Source organism: Achromobacter agilis, from assembly GCF_900496965.1.
Lineage (GTDB): Bacteria > Pseudomonadota > Gammaproteobacteria > Burkholderiales > Burkholderiaceae_B > Achromobacter > Achromobacter agilis.
Genome location: NZ_UFQB01000019.1, coordinates 71629 through 86985 on the forward strand (window position 1 = coordinate 71629; position 15357 = coordinate 86985).

Consider the following 15357-nt stretch of genomic DNA (forward strand, 5'->3'; position numbering starts at 1 on the left):
CGCGCCGCGCCGGCGGTTCGACACTGCCGGCGCCGCTATGGCATTATCGGTGGACCAACCGGCAGCCGGCCCTGCCCGCGGCCGCAGCAACCTCGGAGGTCCCCCTTGTTCTCATTCCTGAAGCGCACCGTCCTGGCCGCCAGCATCGTTGGCGCATCGCTGGGCGCCAGCGCCGCGCAGCCGCCCCGCGCCTATCCCCTGAAGGATTTTTTCCGCAACCCGGAACGCGGTTTCTTCCGGCTCGCCGATGACGGCAAGACGCTGGGCTTCATGCAGCCCACCAGCGTGGACGGCAACCCGGCCCGAATGAACATCTACGTGCAGCCGCTGCAGGGCAGCACGCCGATAGGAGAACCGCGCCAGCTGACCAGCGAAACCGCGCGCGACATCAGCAACTTCTTCTGGAAAGGCGCCGACGTGGTGCTCTACCAGAAGGACTTCGGCGGCGACGAGAACTTCCACGTGCTGGCGGTCAACGCCAAGACCGGCAAGATCACCGACCTGACGCCCTACGAGGGCGTGCGCGCCGGCATCGAGGACGACCTCGAAGACGACCCCGACCACGTCCTCATCAGCCACAACCAGCGCGACCCGGAGGTCTTCGACGTCTACCGCGTCAACGTGCATACCGGCGCCGGCGTGCTGGTGGCGCAGAATCCGGGCAACATCGTCGGCTGGCAGACGGATCACGCCGGCAAGGTGCGCGCGGCGGTCACCAGCGACGGCTTGAACACCACCCTGCTTTACCGCGACGACGAAGCGTCCGAATTCCGTCCGCTGATCACCACCGACTACCGGACCAGCGTCAGCCCGGCGTTCTTCACCTTCGACGACAAGAAACTCTACGCCCTCTCCAACCGCGGGCGCGACAAGCTGGCGCTGGTGGTCGTCGACCCGGCCAGCCCCGAGGCCGAAGAAGAGATCTTCACCCCCGACACCGTGGACCTGGACGCCGCGGCCTACTCCCGCAAGCGCCGCGTGCTGACCCTAGCCGCCTACCAGACCGACAAACCGCAGTACCGGTTCTTCGACGCGGAAACCGAGACGCTGTTCAAGAAGCTGTCGGCCAAACTCGCGGGTTATGAATTCGCCATCCAGGGCGCCAACCGCGACGAGAACAAATTCATCGTCGCCGCCTACAACGACCGCACCCCTGGCTCGCGCTATATCTACGACGCCGCCGCCGACACGCTGACCAAGCTGGCCGACATCAACCCGGCCATCCCGGAAGCGGACATGTCCCGCGTGCAGCCGATCAGCTACCAGACGCGCGACGGCCTGACGGTCCACGGCTACCTGACGCTGCCCGCCGGCCGCGCCGCCACGAACCTGCCTTGCATCGTGAACCCGCATGGCGGCCCGTGGGCGCGCGACAGCTGGGGCTATAACCCCGAGATACAGTTCCTGGCCAACCGCGGTTTTTGCGTGCTGCAAATGAATTTCCGCGGCTCGACCGGCTATGGCCGCGCCTTCTGGGAAGCCAGCTTCGGGCAATGGGGCCTGAAGATGCAGGACGACATCACGGACGGCGTCCAGTGGCTGGTGCAGCAAGGCGTCGCCGATCCCAAGCGCATCGGGATCTACGGCGCGAGCTACGGCGGCTACGCCACGCTGGCGGGCGTCGCGTTCACGCCCGACCTCTACGCGGCGGCGGTCGACTACGTGGGCGTCTCGAACCTGTTCACGTTCATGAAGTCCATCCCGCCGTACTGGAAGCCCATGCTGGACAAGATGTACGACATGGTGGGCGACCCCGAACGCGACCGCGACCGCCTGGCGGCGACCTCGCCCGCCCTGCACGCGGACAGGATCAAAACGCCGCTGTTCGTGGCGCAGGGCGCCAAAGACCCGCGCGTGAACAAGGACGAAAGCGACCAGATGGTCCAGGCGCTCAGGGCGCGCGGCGTCGAGGTCGAATACATGGTCAAGGACAACGAAGGCCACGGCTTCCACAACGACGAGAACAAGTTCGAGTTCTACGAAGCCATGGAAAAGTTCCTGACGGAACACCTCAAGCCGTAGACTCCACGCCCTGCCCGGCAGCGGCGGCGCCTGCCGCCTCCGCTGGGCCGGCCGGCTGCGCGCGGCCCGGGGCGCGCCCGGCCCACGCCAGCTCCACGCGGTCACGGCCCTGCTGCTTGGCGCGGTACAGCGCCGCGTCGGCGCGGGCCAGGATGCCGTCGGCGGTATCGCCCGGCTGATACACCGCCAGACCGCCGCTGGTGGTCATCGGAACTTCGACGCCATGCAGGAACAGGGGCGCGTCGCGCAAGGCATCGCAGACGCGCTGCGCCTGCACCAGCGCGTGCGCGGGATCGCAGTCGTACATCAGCAGCGCGAACTCCTCGCCGCCCAGCCTGCCGAAGCGGTCGCTGGTCCGGACGGCCCGCTGCACGACCTGCGCGTAGTGGCGCAGCGCGGTGTCGCCCCCCGCATGGCCGTGGCGGTCGTTGATGGACTTGAAATGGTCGATATCCAGCACCAGCACGGCCAGCTTGCCGCCGGCGCGCTTGCAGCGCCGCAGTTCACGATCGAGCTCGTCCAGGATGCTGCGCCGCGAATAGGCCCGCGTCAGGCTGTCGAAAGTCAGCGCGGCCTGCATCTGCTCGGACAGGCTCGTCTGCACCAGCAGCAGCAGCGCCAGGAATAGCGCCGGCACGGTGACCGTCCCGCAAACGATGAAGAACAGCCCCCACGGCGATGGTTCCAGCAGCGACGCGGGCGCCTCGCCGCCGACGGTATAGACCGCGATGCGCAACGCATGCAGCGCCGCCAGCCCGAAAATCGCCAGCATCAGATACAGCATCACGCCGCGGGTCTGCAGCCGCCGGCGCTGCCGGAAAATCACCCGTCCCGTGGCCAGAGCGGCCGCGCAGGTAAAACCCGAGAACAGCAGCATGCGCCCGCGCAGATCGTCCTGGCCGTACAGCATCAGCGCGAATGCCAGGACGAAGAGCGCCCCCAGGACGGCCGCGCGCCGGATATGCGGACGCATGCCGAAAAATTGCCGCACGCCGATGTAGGCCAGGCTGAGCGCGCTGACCCAGGCGGCGTTCGACACGATGACGTAGACGCCCGGCGGCAGCATCTGGGACGTTGCATAAGCCAGCAGCGACACCACCGCCAGCGCATTGGCCGCCGTGAACGCCTTAATGCCTCCCAGACCGCGGGCGTGGAAAGGCACGAGCAATGGCAATGCCAGTGCCGTGGCCAGGCCCCACATCAGGAAGAATAAGGAAGTTGTCATGGTTCTTATCGGCCAACGCCTTCTGGGCATTCGCCGTCGCTCGGAATTGCCGTTGTTCTCGGTCCGCGCAGCGGGGCAAGTTACATCTCAGCATTACTGATGCGTTTTGTTACTAGGCAATGAAGAATACGCCAAGGCTGGCCTCGCGCGCGCTTCCTTTGCACTAATTGACAGTTAATTTTCCTGAAAGCACCTAAAGTTCGGTCTATTGACGGCGCCGCAAGAGCGCCGCGATCACGCCCCACGGGCGTGGCGCGTACTAGCCATGCACTCCCATTGCGCGAGTGCGAAGGTCCCCGCAGCGGGCGCCGCGCAACCAAAACCCATGTTTCCACCTCCGTCGCCGACGCCTCGCGCCCGCGCGGCGTCCGGCCGTCACGCCGGTCGCTCGCACTTGCCCGGGCATGTCCGATGGAGGTCGCGAACGCCCTTAGTCGCACTGCGGAAGTACTACAGATGCCATGCAAAGGAAGATCCGCGGGGATAGCCGCCAACCGGCCGCTATCGCCCTGCAATGCCACGGCCGGCTTGACAGGCTTGAGCCTGCTTGCCGCCTGCGCCGCCCTGGCGCCCGCCCTGGCCCTGGCCAGCCCCGGCAATGATTACGACAGCCTGATCGCCCGCGCGCGCGCCGGCGAATACGAACCCGCGCTGGTCATGCTGCGGCAACAAGGCCCGACCGCCAGCCAGCGGGCCATTCAAGACCGCATCCTCATCGCCGGCTGGGCCGGCCGGCCCGCCGAAGCGGCGGCCGCCTACGAAACGCTGCCGGCCGGCGCCACGCCGCCCGCCGACGTCCAATTGGCCGCGGCGCGCGCCTACCGCGACCTGCAACGCTGGCCCGAGGCCCTGGCCGCCTATCGCGCGGGCCTGCGCGGCCATCCAGGGCAGGCGGCTTTCCAGGCCGGCGAAATCATGACGCTGGCCGATGCGGGCCAGGCGCAAGCCGCGCTGACGGCTGGCGAGCGATGGGTCGCACGCCAGCCCCGCAACGCCGATGCCCGCCTGGCGCTCGGCTACGTCCACGCCCGCCAGGGCCGCCCTTTCGACGCCCTGCACCAGACCGACCAGGCCCTGGACATCGCCCCCAGCGCGCCCTACGTCCAGCGCGAATACATCTACGCGCTGCAGCGCGCCCGCCTACCCGGCGAAGCGCTCTCACGAGCCGCCGAACATCCCGGCCTGTTCGATGCCGCCGACATGCGGCGCTTCGAAGCCGATGCCGTGGCCCAGCAAGTGCGCCTGGCCTCCATGCCCACCCGCAGCGAGGCCGAACGTTTCATCATCGCCGACCGCGCGCTGGCCCGCTATGACGAACTGATTCCCGCCTGGCGCGAATTGGGCGAGGCCGCCCGCGGCGACGTGCTGCGCGCGCGCATCGACCGCCTCCACGCCCTGCATGCCCGCGTGCGCATGGCGGATCTCGTGCGCGAATACGAGGCGCTGCGCGCGGAAGGCGTTGACGTGCCCCGCTACGCCCTGAACGACGTCGCATCGGCCTACCTGTATCTGCGCGAGCCCGAAAAGGCCCGCGACCTCTACCGGCAGGTCGCCGCGGATGGCGCCACGCGCGACGATGATCCCGTGGACCGCCTGAGCAACGAAACCGGCCTGTACTACTCCCTGGTCGAGGCCGAGGCGTTCGAGGATGCCTCCGACACGCTGACGGCCACGCGCGACGGCTATCCGGAGTGGGTCTACGTCAGGGGCCAGCCCAGCCGCATCCCGAACGACCTGAAGCTGGAACGCCTGCAGACCGACGCCTCCGCCAGCCTGCTGGCCGACGACACGGAGACCGCCCAGCGCAGCCTGGAAGACATGGTGCGCGAGGCGCCCAACAACTCCACCCTGCTCGCACAGCTCGCCGCAACGTACCGGGCGCGCTCGCTGCCCCGCGCGTCGGAACGCACGCTGAAAATGGCGGAAACGCTGACGCCTCGCAGCCTGGGCGTGGAAAACGGCCAGGGCTTCGGCGCGCTCGAATTGCAGGAATGGCGCCAGGCCGAAGCGCTGAGCCAGGACACGCTCGCGCGCGCGCCCGAAGACTTGGTGTCGCGCCGGCTGGCCCGGCAGTGGGAAGTTCACAACAAGGCCGAACTCCAGATCAACGGCTATCGCGGCCTGGCGTCCGACAGTCCGGTTTCCGGCAGCGGCGACTTCGGCATCGATGCCGTGCTGTACTCAAAGCCGCTGGACTACAACTGGCGTGTCTTCGGCGGCGGCGGCTATGCGGCCGGCGACTTCGAGGAAGGCCGCGGCACCTACCGCTGGGTGCGCACCGGCGCGCAGTGGCGCGACCGCGACCTCACCGTCGAAGGCGAGGTCTCCACGCACGACTACGGCCATGGCGTCAAGCCGGGGCTGCGCCTGAGCGCCGCCTACGACGTGGACGATCACTGGCAGGTGGGTGGCTCCGCCGAGCGGATATCGCGTGAAACGCCGCTGCGCGCGCTGGCCAGCGGGATCTCGTCCAACAGCCTGTCCGGGTTCGTGCGCTGGCGCGCCAATGAACGCCGCGAGTGGACGCTGGCGCTGTCGCCCTCGCATTTCAGCGACGGCAACAACCGCTGGTCGCTCGGCCTGAGCGGGCGCGAACGCGTCTACACCACGCCGCACCTGAAGGCCGACCTGGAGTTCGACATCTCCACGCAGCGCAATAGCGGCGGCAGCGACGTGCCCTACTTCAATCCGCGCGCCGACCTGATGCTGCTGCCCAGCCTGCGGCTGACGCACACGCTGTACCGCCGCTACGAGACCGCCTGGGAGCAGATCGGCACGGTCGGCGCGGGCGCGTATTCGCAGCGGGACTACGGCACCGGCGGCGTAATCGCCCTGGGTTACGGCCAGCGCTATCGCGCCAACGACGTCCTCGACATGGGCGCGATGATCACCGGCATCAGCCGCCCGTACGACGGCGACCGCGAGCGCGAACTGCGCATCGTGTTCGACCTCGCCTACCGCTTCTGAGACCGTTTCCATGCTTAAAACCCATACCCGCATTCTTCTGGCAGGCTTGCTGTTGCTGCTGATCCTGTTCCTGACGGCCTGCGCGAAAGACATTCCCCGCTATACGCCGCCGGCCGAACGGGCCGCCGCGCCCGTCGACCAGCCCTGGGTATCCGGCCAGTTCCTGGCCCTGGCCTACCACGACGTCGAAGATGAAGATCCCGACCAGGGCTTTCTCAGCGTGCGCACCGACCGCCTCGTTGACCAGTTGGCCTGGCTGCGCGAGAACGGCTACCAGGCCGTGTCCGTGGACCAGATCCTGGAAGCGCGCAACGGCGGCAAGCCTTTGCCCGACCGCGCCGTGCTGCTGAGCTTCGACGACGGCTACCGCAGCTTCCACACCCGCGTCCTGCCCATCCTGAAAGCCTACCGCTGGCCGGCCCTGCTAGCGCCGGTAGGCATGTGGATGGACACGCCCGCGAACAGGCAGGTGGACTTCGGCGGCAGCCCGCAACCGCGCGACCGCTTTCTCGACTGGAACGAGGTCCGTGAGATCTCGCGTTCGGGCCTGGTGGAGATCGCCGCGCATACGGATGCCTCCCACTATGGCGCGCTGGCCAATCCGCAAGGCAACACCGAGCCGGCGGCCGCCATCCGCGTCTACGACGGCCGCAATCGCCAGTACGAATCGGAGGAGCAATTCCAGGCCCGCATGGGGCGCGACGTCGCCGCCATCACCGAAAAAATCCGCAGCGCCACCGGCCGTGCCCCGCGCGTCTGGGTGTGGCCCTACGGCGCGGAAGGCGGTTCTACGCTGAAGATCGCGGGCGAACACGGCTACCAGATGGCCCTCACGCTGGAAGATGGCCCGAGCCGGGTGTCCCGCCTGATGTCGACGCCGCGGCTGCTGCTGTCCAACGACCCGCAGCTGCGCGCCTTCGCCGATAGCGTCGCCGGCATGGAGGCCCTGCCCATGATGCGCGTCGCGCACGTGGACCTGGACTATGTCTACGATCCGGACCCGGCCCAGGCCGATCGCAACCTGGGCGAGCTGGTGCAGCGCATCGTGGACATGCAGATCAACACGGTGTTCCTGCAGGCGTTCGCGGATCCCGAGGCCGACGGGCTGGTCCGGTCGGTCTATTTCCCCAACCGCTGGCTGCCGATGCGCGCCGACCTGTTCAACCGCGTCTCGTGGCAGTTGCAGAACCGCGCGCATGTAAGCGTCTATGCCTGGATGCCGGTGCTGGCGGTCGACCTCGACCCCGCCATCGCCCGCGTCACGCGCTGGGACCCCGCGCATCCCGACGCCGCGCCCGCGCCGGACCCCGACCAGTACCTGCGTCTTTCGCCTTTCGATCCGGTGGCGCGGCAGCGCATCGGCGATCTGTACGAGGACCTTGCACGCTACACGCTTTTCGACGGCGTGCTGTTCCATGACGATGCCCTGCTGAGCGACTTCGAGGACGCCAGCCCCGGCGCCCTGGCGGCCTACCGCAAGGCCGGCCTGCCCGGCTCGATCGCCGAGTTGCGCGCGGACCCTGACACGCTGCAACGCTGGACTCGCCTGAAAAGCCGCGCCCTGGTCGATTTCACGGCCGAGCTGGCCGGACGCGTGCGCGCCGTGCGCGGCCCGCAGGTCAAGACGGCCCGCAACCTCTACGCGGAGGCCATCCTGAATCCCGGCAGCGAGACCTGGTTCGCGCAGAACCTGGACGACTTCCTGGGCGCCTACGACTGGACCGCCCCCATGGCGATGCCGCGCATGGAAAACGTGCCCGAGGCGCAGGAACACGCCTGGCTGGACCGGCTGGTCGACGCGGTCGCGCGGCGTCCCGGCGCGCTAGACAGGACGGTGTTCGAACTGCAGGCGCGCGACTGGCGCACCGGCCCCGGCCGGCCCGAATCCACGCCCATCGACACGGCCGTGCTTGCGGGCTGGATGGCGCGGCTCCAGTTGCGCGGCGCCCGCAGCTTCGGCTACTACCCCGACGATTTCTCGCAAGACCAGCCCCGGCTGCAAGGCATCCGGCCCGCCATCTCCGACGCCTGGTACCCCATCCGATGATAGACCGCCTGATCGCCCTGATTATTCTTTGCGCGATGCTCGGCGCGCCTTTCGGCTTCACCCTGATGCTGACCGGCGAAGCGCTGCTGGGCTTCGTATTCTTCTACCCCCTGTTCATGTCCGGCATGTGGATGGCCGGCGGCCTCTACTTCTGGTGGCATTGGGAACGGCACTGGAAATGGGGCAAGGACCGCGAGCCGCCGGCGCTCGCGGGCAATCCGCTCGTGTCGATCCTGGTGCCCTGCTTCAACGAAGCCGACCATGGCGAAGATACGCTGCTGGCCGCGCTGGCCCAGAACTACCCGCACATCGAGGTCATCGCCATCAATGACGGCTCCACGGACGGCACGGCCGACATGCTGGACCGCATGGCGGCGCGGCACGGCCGGCTGCGCGTGGTGCACCTGGCGCAGAACCAGGGCAAGGCCATGGCGCTGCGCATGGGCGCGCTGGCGGCGCGCAGCGAATATCTGGTCTGCATCGACGGCGACGCGATGCTGGATCCGGACGCGGCCGCCTACCTCGTGGCGCCGCTGATCGACAATCCGCGCGTGGGCGCGGTCACCGGCAACCCGCGCATCCGCACCCGGTCGACGATGATCGGCCGGATCCAGGTGGGGGAATTCTCCTCGATCATCGGCTTGATCAAGCGCACGCAGCGCGTCTATGGCCAGGTGTTCACGGTGTCCGGCGTGGTCGCCGCGTTCCGGCGCGCGGCGCTGGACCGCGTGGGCTACTGGAGCCTGGACATGATCACCGAGGACATCGACATCAGCTGGAAGCTGCAGCGCGACCACTGGTCGATCTTCTACGAGCCGCGCGGCCTGTGCTGGATCCTGATGCCCGAAACCCTGCGCGGACTGTGGAAGCAGCGGCTGCGTTGGGCGCAGGGCGGCGCCGAGGTTTTCCTGAAGAACCTGCGCTCCATCTGGAGCTGGCGCCATCGCCGCCTGTGGCCGCTGGTGGCGGAATTCTGCCTGTCCACCGCCTGGGCCTTCGCCTTCGGCATCTCGGTGCTGCTCTGGGCGGTCAGCCAAGTGGTCAGCCTGCCCAACAACATGCACATCGCCAGCCTGATGCCGCCCGCCTTCACCGGCATGATGCTGGCGGTGGTGTGCCTGCTGCAATTCGTCGTCAGCATCCTGATCGACCGCCGCTACGAGCCCGGCCTGCCGCGCGCCCTGTACTGGGTCATCTGGTATCCGCTGGCCTTCTGGATGGTGAGCCTGTTCACCACCCTGGTCAGTTTCCCCAAAGTCATGCTCCGCAAGCAGGCCCGGCGCGCGCGCTGGACCAGCCCGGACCGGGGCATCAAATCACCGGACGCATCATGATCATCACCACGCAACGCTCCCGCGCGGGCTACCTGTTCGACCTCGTCCTGACGGCCGTCGGCTGGTTCGCGTTCGTCTACCTGTTCGGCGCGGGCATCCTGGCCATCGTGCGCGACGCGGCGGAGGGCCCCGGCCTGGCGCCGTGGCCGGCCTTTGTGCCCACCATGCGCACGCTGTCGGGCTACGCGCTGCTCGCGGCGGCCAACGCCGCCGTGCTGGTGGCGTGGGCGGTCTACAACCATCTCCGCTTTTCCGGCAAGGACCGCCGCAAGCCGATCAAGCCGTTGAGCGACCGCCGGCTGGCGATCAGCTTCGCCCTCACGCCGGCGCAGCTGTCGCACTTGCGGTCCGCCCGCTCCGCCGTCATCCATCACGGGCCGGAAGGAGAGATCACCGGGATCGAAAGCCGCAGCCCGCTGCTAAGCGCCTTGCGGACAGCCTGACCGCAACCATCAAACCGCGCGGGCGCGGCGCCGCCCGCGCGCGCCCGGCTCAGGCCCGCGCCTTCTCCACGTTCGGCAGCAGGATCGCCACCACGCCCATCAAGGGCAGATAGGCGCAAACCTGGTATACGTAGCCGATGCTCGTGGCGTCCGCCAGCTTGCCCAGCGCCGCCGCGCCCACGCCGCCCATGCCGAAGGCGAAGCCGAAGAACAGGCCGGCGATCATGCCCACCTTGCCCGGCACCAGTTCCTGCGCATAGACCACGATGGCCGAGAAGGCCGAGGCAAGCACCATGCCGATGATCACGACCAGCACGCCGGTCCAGAACAGGTTCGCATGCGGCAGCAGCAGCGTGAACGGCGCCACGCCCAGGATCGATACCCAGATCACGATCTTGCGGCCGATGCGGTCGCCGACGGGGCCGCCTACCACCGTGCCCACCGCCACCGCGGCCAGGAACAGGAACAGGTAGAGCTGCGCCTCCCGCACCGACAAAGCGAACTTGTCGATCAGATAGAAGGTGAAGTAGCTGTTCAGGCTGGCCAGGTAGAAATACTTGGAGAACACCAGCACGCCCAGCACGGCCAGGGCGCCCAGCACCTGCCTGCGCGACAGCCCGTTGCCGGCCCCTTCGCGCCGCGCCCGCGGCTTGAGCCTGACGCGGTTGGCGCTGTACCAGCGCCCGATGCCGGTCAGCACCACGATGCCGAACAACGCCGCCAGCGAGAACCACGCCACGCTGCGCTGGCCGTGCGGGATGATGAACAGCGCGGCCAGCAGCGGCCCCAGCGCCGACCCGACGTTGCCGCCCACCTGGAACAGGGACTGCGCCAGCCCATGGCGCCCGCCCGACGCCATCCGCGCCACGCGCGACGACTCCGGGTGGAACACCGACGAGCCCGTGCCCACCAGCACCGCGGCCACCAGCAGCCAGCCGAACGACGGCGCGACCGACAGCATCAGCAGCCCCACCAGGGTGAAGCCCATGCCCACCGGCAGCGAATACGGCTTGGGGTTGCGGTCGGTGTAGAACCCGATGAAGGGCTGCAGCAGCGACGCCGCCAGCTGGTACACCAGCGTGATCAGCCCGATCTGCGCGAACGACAGGCTGAACGAATCCTTCAACATGGGGTAGATGGCCAACAGAATCGACTGGATCATGTCGTTCATCAGGTGCGCCACGCTGATCGCGCCCAGCACCTTGAAGGCGGTAGACGGATCCGAGGCGGCGGCCGGGGCCGGGGATGCGGCAGGATTGCCGTCGGCAACGGCGGCGGGATTCTGGGCGGAGTTCATGGTTTCGGACGATAAGGAGGGGCCTGCCCGGCACCGCGCCGGGACCTGTGGACAGTGTAGGAATCCAGGGCCGGGCCGAACTGCCAATTTTCGTCGTACAAGTGACAAAATATGGATATCGCCCTTTTGGCGCCCCGCTCATCCTTACGCCGGAAGTGACACCCATGCCCTCGCTCCCCACCCTGCCCGATCCCGCCCGCAGCATCAATGCGCAGGACTACCAGGACCGGCCGCGCCCGGTTACGGCCATGGCCAAGGAATTTCCGGCCGGCGCCCAGACGGGCACCCACTCCCACCCCCGGGCCCAGCTGGTCTACGCCGTCGAGGGGATCATGCGCGTCACCACGCCCAGCGGCTTATGGGCCCTGCCCCCGCTGCGCGCGCTTTGGGTGCCGGCCGGCGTGCCGCATGGCGTAGACATGGTGGGCGCCGTCTCCATGCGCTCGCTCTACCTCCAGGCCGAGGCCGCCGAGCGCTACTGGCCGCAATGCCAGGTGGTCGAGGTCAGCGGGCTGCTGCGGGAACTGATCCTGGCGCTCACGGCCGAACCCATCGACTATCCGCTGGGCGGCCGGGCCGAGCAGATCGCCGCCCTGGTCCTGTCCGAACTGTCCGCCGCCCGGGTCGCGCCCATCCAGATCCCCTGGCCGCGCGACCGCCGCCTGCAGACCATCTGCACCGCCATCCTGGACCGGCCGGGCCTGCAACGCAACGTCGAGGACTGGGGCAGCGAGGTCGGCGCCAGCGCCCGCACCCTGATCCGGCTGTTCCAGGCCGAACTGGGCCTGAACTACCGCCAGTGGGTGCAGCAGGTGCGGCTGGCGGACGCCGTGTGCCGGCTGTCCCTGGGCGAGCCCATCGCGCGGATCGCCTCCGACCTGGGCTACCGCAGCCCCAGCGCATTCTCGGCCATGTTCCACCGCGCGCTGGGCGCGCCGCCCCACCGCTACCTGCGGCCGGCCCCAAATGGCTGACCGGGCGGCCGGAAACGGCAAGCGGCCTTGCCGTTTGTCACGGCGCGCAATACATTTCAGTCCGCGCGCGGGCGGATTCGGCGCGGCAAAAGCGCGCCGCGCATATGCCCGGCCCCGTCCCTGATTTTTCCCACCCCCCCGCGCCCCGCCGTCCCCCGGGCAAGTTTGGTTACCGAAACCTTATTGCACGCTGGGCGGTCTATACCGTTCTGTCCTAGAATCGCCTGCAATGAGCACCCCCCAGCAATCTCCCGCCACCCCGGGCGGCAAACCGGGTTTCCCCTGGAAACGACTTCTCGTCAAGGCGGGCATCGCCGCCGCCGGCGCCGGCGTGTGCGGCGCCGTCCTGCTCGGGCTGGCGCTGGCCCTCGCCTGGCCCAGCCTGCCCGACCTGCACGCCATGACGGACTACCGCCCCCGGGTGCCGCTGCGCATCTATACGGCGGACAAGGTGCTGATCGGCGAATACGGCGAAGAACACCGCAACGTGCTGCGTTTCGACGAAATCCCGCCCGTGATGCGCCAGGCGGTGCTGGCCGCCGAGGACGACCGCTTCTACAGCCACGGCGGCGTGGACTGGATGGGCGTGGCCCGCGCCGTGCTGACCAACATCGTCAAAGGCTCCAAGAGCCAGGGCGGCAGCACGATCACCATGCAGGTGGCGCGCAACTTCTACCTGTCCTCGGAAAAAACCTATTCCCGCAAGTTCTACGAACTGCTGCTGACCTTCAAGATCGAATCGGAGCTCACCAAGGACCAGATCCTCGAGCTCTACATGAACCAGATCTACCTGGGTCACCGCGCCTACGGCTTCGCCGCCGCCTCGCGCACCTATTTCGGCAAGCCCCTGTCCGAGGTCACCCCCGCCGAAGCCGCCATGCTCGCCGGCATCCCCAAGGCCCCTTCACGCTTCAACCCCATCACCAATTTCCCGCGCGCCGAGATCCGCCAGCACTACGTGCTGGGCCGCATGAAGACGCTGGGCTACCTGACGCCCGAACAGACGGACGAAGCGCTGAAGCAGCACCTCACCGTCCGTGGCGCGGACGGCACGAGCGCGCGCGGCTTCGCCATCCACGGCGACTATCCCGCCGAGCTCGCTCGCCAGCTGATGTACGGCGTGTTCCAGGAAGATACCTACTCCAAGGGCATCGACGTCTACACCACCATCGACTCCAAGGACCAGGAAGCCGCCTATCTCGCGGTACGCGACGGCGTGCTGAACTACACGCGCCGCGCCCCGTACCCCGGCCCGGAAGACCAGATCGACCTGCCCGCCGACGTGGAAAAGGACCCGGTCGCGCTGGACGAGATCCTGGACGGCGTGCAGGAAAAGACGCCCGACAGCGAAGACCTGCTGACCGCCGTCGTGCTGTCTGCCAGCCCCACCGAAGTGACACTGGCCCGCAGCGCGCGCGAGATCATCACCATCTCCGACAAAAAAGCGCTGGCGGTCGTCGCCCGCGCGCTGAACCCCAAGGCCAGCGACAGCCAGCGCCTGCGCCGTGGCTCGGTGGTGTACCTCCACAAGAACGGCGACAACTGGGAAATCATCAACATGCCGGCGCTGCAGGCCGCGCTGGTGTCGGTGACCCCACAGGATGGCGCCATCCGCGCCATGATCGGCGGCTTCGACTACAACCGCGGCGGCTTCAACCGCGTCACCCAGGCCTGGCGCCAGCCCGGCTCCAACATCAAGCCCTTCGTCTACGCGGCGGCCCTGGAACGCGGCCTGACACCGGCCACGCAGATCTCGGACCAGCCCTTCATGCTCACCGCCGAGCAGACCGGCTCCAAGGCCTGGCAGCCCAAGAACGACGGCAACAAGTACGAGCCCATGCTGACGCTGCGCCAGGGCCTGGTGCGCTCCAAGAACATGGTCTCGATCCGCATCCTGCAGGCCATCACGCCGCAGTATGCGCAGGACTACCTGACCCGCTTCGGCTTCGACAAGTCCCGCTGGCCCGCCGTGCCGCCCCTGGCGCTGGGCGCGGGCGGCGCCACGCCCCTGCAGGTCGTCAACGCCTACAGCGTGTTCGCCAATGGCGGCTACCGCGTCACGCCCTACCTGGTGGACCGCGTCACCGACCGTTCCGGCAACGTACTGATGCAGGCGCAACCCGTCGTCGCCGGCGACGAGCAGGCGCGCGCCATCGACCCGCGCACCGCCTGGGTCATGGACGACATCCTGCGCGGCGTCACGGTCAACGGCACGGCCGCACGGGCGCATCAAGTCCTCAAACGCAACGACGTGGGCGGCAAGACCGGCACCACCAACGAAGCCGTGGACGTCTGGTTCTCGGGCTTCACCCCCAATCTGGCCACCACCGTCTGGATGGGGTTCGACCAGCCCCGATCACTGGGAACCAACGAATTCGGCAGCGGCCTGGCGCTGACCACCTGGCTGGACTACATGCAGCCCGCGCTCAAGGGCGTCCCGGAAAGCAAGCCCGCGCCGCGCCCCGACGGGCTGCTGGTGGACAACGGCGAATACTATTTCTCGGAGTTCCCGCCGGGGCAGGCCGTGGCCTCGCTGGATCTGTCGTCGGGCGACGAATTGACGGATTTCCTGAACAACAACCGGTCGACGGACGGCGTCGACACCTCGGTGAAGCCGCTGCCGCCGCCCAACGGCGGGGCGGCGCCGCTCGACGCGCCCCTCCAGACGCCACAGGCGCTGCCGATCCCCGTGCCCCGCGCCGGCGGCGCGCCGGCCGGCAACACGCCGTTCTTCCCGCCCATCCCCGTGCCGCGCGTCGATGCCGACGCCCCGGCCCAGGCCGGTGCCGTCAGCGGCCCCGGCGCGGTGCCCGCCCGGCCGCTCTAGCGCCAGGCCTCAGTGTCTGACACCGTCACGCGCCCCATCCCCGTGCCGCGCGTCGATGCCGATGCTCCGGCCCAGGCCGGTGCCGTCAGCGGCCCCGGCGCGGTGCCCACCCGGCCGCTCTAGCGCCAGGCCTCAGTGTCTGACACCCTCACGCGCCGCCCTGCAAGCTGCCGCGGCGCTCCCCGGGTGTCTGACACCCGACCGCCCTGCCCAGGCCTCGC

General features: G+C 68.5%; 9 protein-coding genes. 7 read left to right on the top strand and 2 right to left on the bottom strand.

Annotated features, from left to right (window positions below; all coding sequences use genetic code 11):
- Positions 1–105: 105 nt before the first annotated feature.
- Positions 106–2022 (top strand): S9 family peptidase, encoded by a 1917-nt coding sequence (locus AGI3411_RS20700; RefSeq protein WP_129529211.1) that lies wholly within the window; start codon positions 106–108, stop codon positions 2020–2022.
- On the opposite strand, the gene AGI3411_RS20705 is transcribed toward AGI3411_RS20700, so the two are convergent.
- The gene (locus AGI3411_RS20705; RefSeq protein ID WP_129529212.1) at positions 2012–3247 is read right to left on the bottom strand and encodes a GGDEF domain-containing protein; all 1236 of its coding nucleotides are present in this window, start codon (positions 3245–3247) and stop codon (positions 2012–2014) included. The two genes, AGI3411_RS20700 and AGI3411_RS20705, sit on opposite strands and share 11 nt — an antisense overlap.
- A 537-nt stretch (positions 3248–3784) precedes the next feature.
- On the opposite strand from AGI3411_RS20705, the gene pgaA reads away from it, so the two are divergent.
- The 4 genes from pgaA to pgaD are packed head-to-tail and all read left to right on the top strand — an operon-like array spanning position 3785 to position 10038.
- A complete protein-coding gene (pgaA, locus tag AGI3411_RS20710; protein ID WP_244240405.1) occupies positions 3785–6214 on the top strand; it encodes a poly-beta-1,6 N-acetyl-D-glucosamine export porin PgaA in 2430 nt (809 codons plus the stop codon).
- Between the two features lie 10 nt (positions 6215–6224).
- A complete protein-coding gene (gene pgaB / locus AGI3411_RS20715) occupies positions 6225–8261 on the top strand; it encodes a poly-beta-1,6-N-acetyl-D-glucosamine N-deacetylase PgaB (protein ID WP_129529214.1) in 2037 nt (678 codons plus the stop codon).
- Positions 8258–9595 (top strand): poly-beta-1,6-N-acetyl-D-glucosamine synthase, encoded by a 1338-nt coding sequence (gene pgaC, locus AGI3411_RS20720; protein WP_129529215.1) that lies wholly within the window; start codon positions 8258–8260, stop codon positions 9593–9595. Before pgaB ends, pgaC begins: the two co-directional genes overlap by 4 nt.
- Complete coding sequence (gene pgaD, locus AGI3411_RS20725) at positions 9592–10038, top strand: poly-beta-1,6-N-acetyl-D-glucosamine biosynthesis protein PgaD (protein ID WP_129529216.1); 447 nt, start codon at positions 9592–9594, stop codon at positions 10036–10038. The genes pgaC and pgaD overlap by 4 nt, the downstream gene beginning before the upstream one ends.
- Positions 10039–10087: 49 nt before the next feature.
- Here pgaD and AGI3411_RS20730 read toward each other — a convergent pair whose 3' ends face one another.
- Positions 10088–11335, bottom strand: a complete 1248-nt coding sequence (locus AGI3411_RS20730; protein ID WP_129529217.1) for an MFS transporter — start codon at positions 11333–11335, stop codon at positions 10088–10090.
- Between the two features lie 164 nt (positions 11336–11499).
- On the opposite strand from AGI3411_RS20730, the gene AGI3411_RS20735 reads away from it, so the two are divergent.
- Both AGI3411_RS20735 and AGI3411_RS20740 read left to right on the top strand, forming a co-directional pair.
- Complete coding sequence (locus AGI3411_RS20735) at positions 11500–12309, top strand: AraC family transcriptional regulator (protein WP_129529218.1); 810 nt, start codon at positions 11500–11502, stop codon at positions 12307–12309.
- A gap of 229 nt (positions 12310–12538) precedes the next feature.
- Positions 12539–15136 carry a penicillin-binding protein 1A gene (locus tag AGI3411_RS20740; RefSeq protein ID WP_129529219.1) on the top strand — a complete coding sequence of 866 codons (2598 nt, stop codon included), beginning with the start codon at positions 12539–12541 and terminating at the stop codon, positions 15134–15136.
- The last annotated feature ends 221 nt before the right edge of the window (positions 15137–15357 follow it).

Excerpts from the sequence above, each read along its gene's own strand:
- AGI3411_RS20705 (WP_129529212.1), bottom strand. The coding sequence starts at position 3,247 with ATGACAACTTCCTTATTCTTCCTGATGTGGGGCCTGGCCACGGCACTG.
- pgaB (WP_129529214.1), top strand. The coding sequence starts at position 6,225 with ATGCTTAAAACCCATACCCGCATTCTTCTGGCAGGCTTGCTGTTGCTG.
- pgaC (WP_129529215.1), top strand. The coding sequence starts at position 8,258 with ATGATAGACCGCCTGATCGCCCTGATTATTCTTTGCGCGATGCTCGGC.
- pgaD (WP_129529216.1), top strand. The coding sequence starts at position 9,592 with ATGATCATCACCACGCAACGCTCCCGCGCGGGCTACCTGTTCGACCTC.
- AGI3411_RS20730 (WP_129529217.1), bottom strand. The coding sequence starts at position 11,335 with ATGAACTCCGCCCAGAATCCCGCCGCCGTTGCCGACGGCAATCCTGCC.
- AGI3411_RS20735 (WP_129529218.1), top strand. The coding sequence starts at position 11,500 with ATGCCCTCGCTCCCCACCCTGCCCGATCCCGCCCGCAGCATCAATGCG.
- AGI3411_RS20740 (WP_129529219.1), top strand. The coding sequence starts at position 12,539 with ATGAGCACCCCCCAGCAATCTCCCGCCACCCCGGGCGGCAAACCGGGT.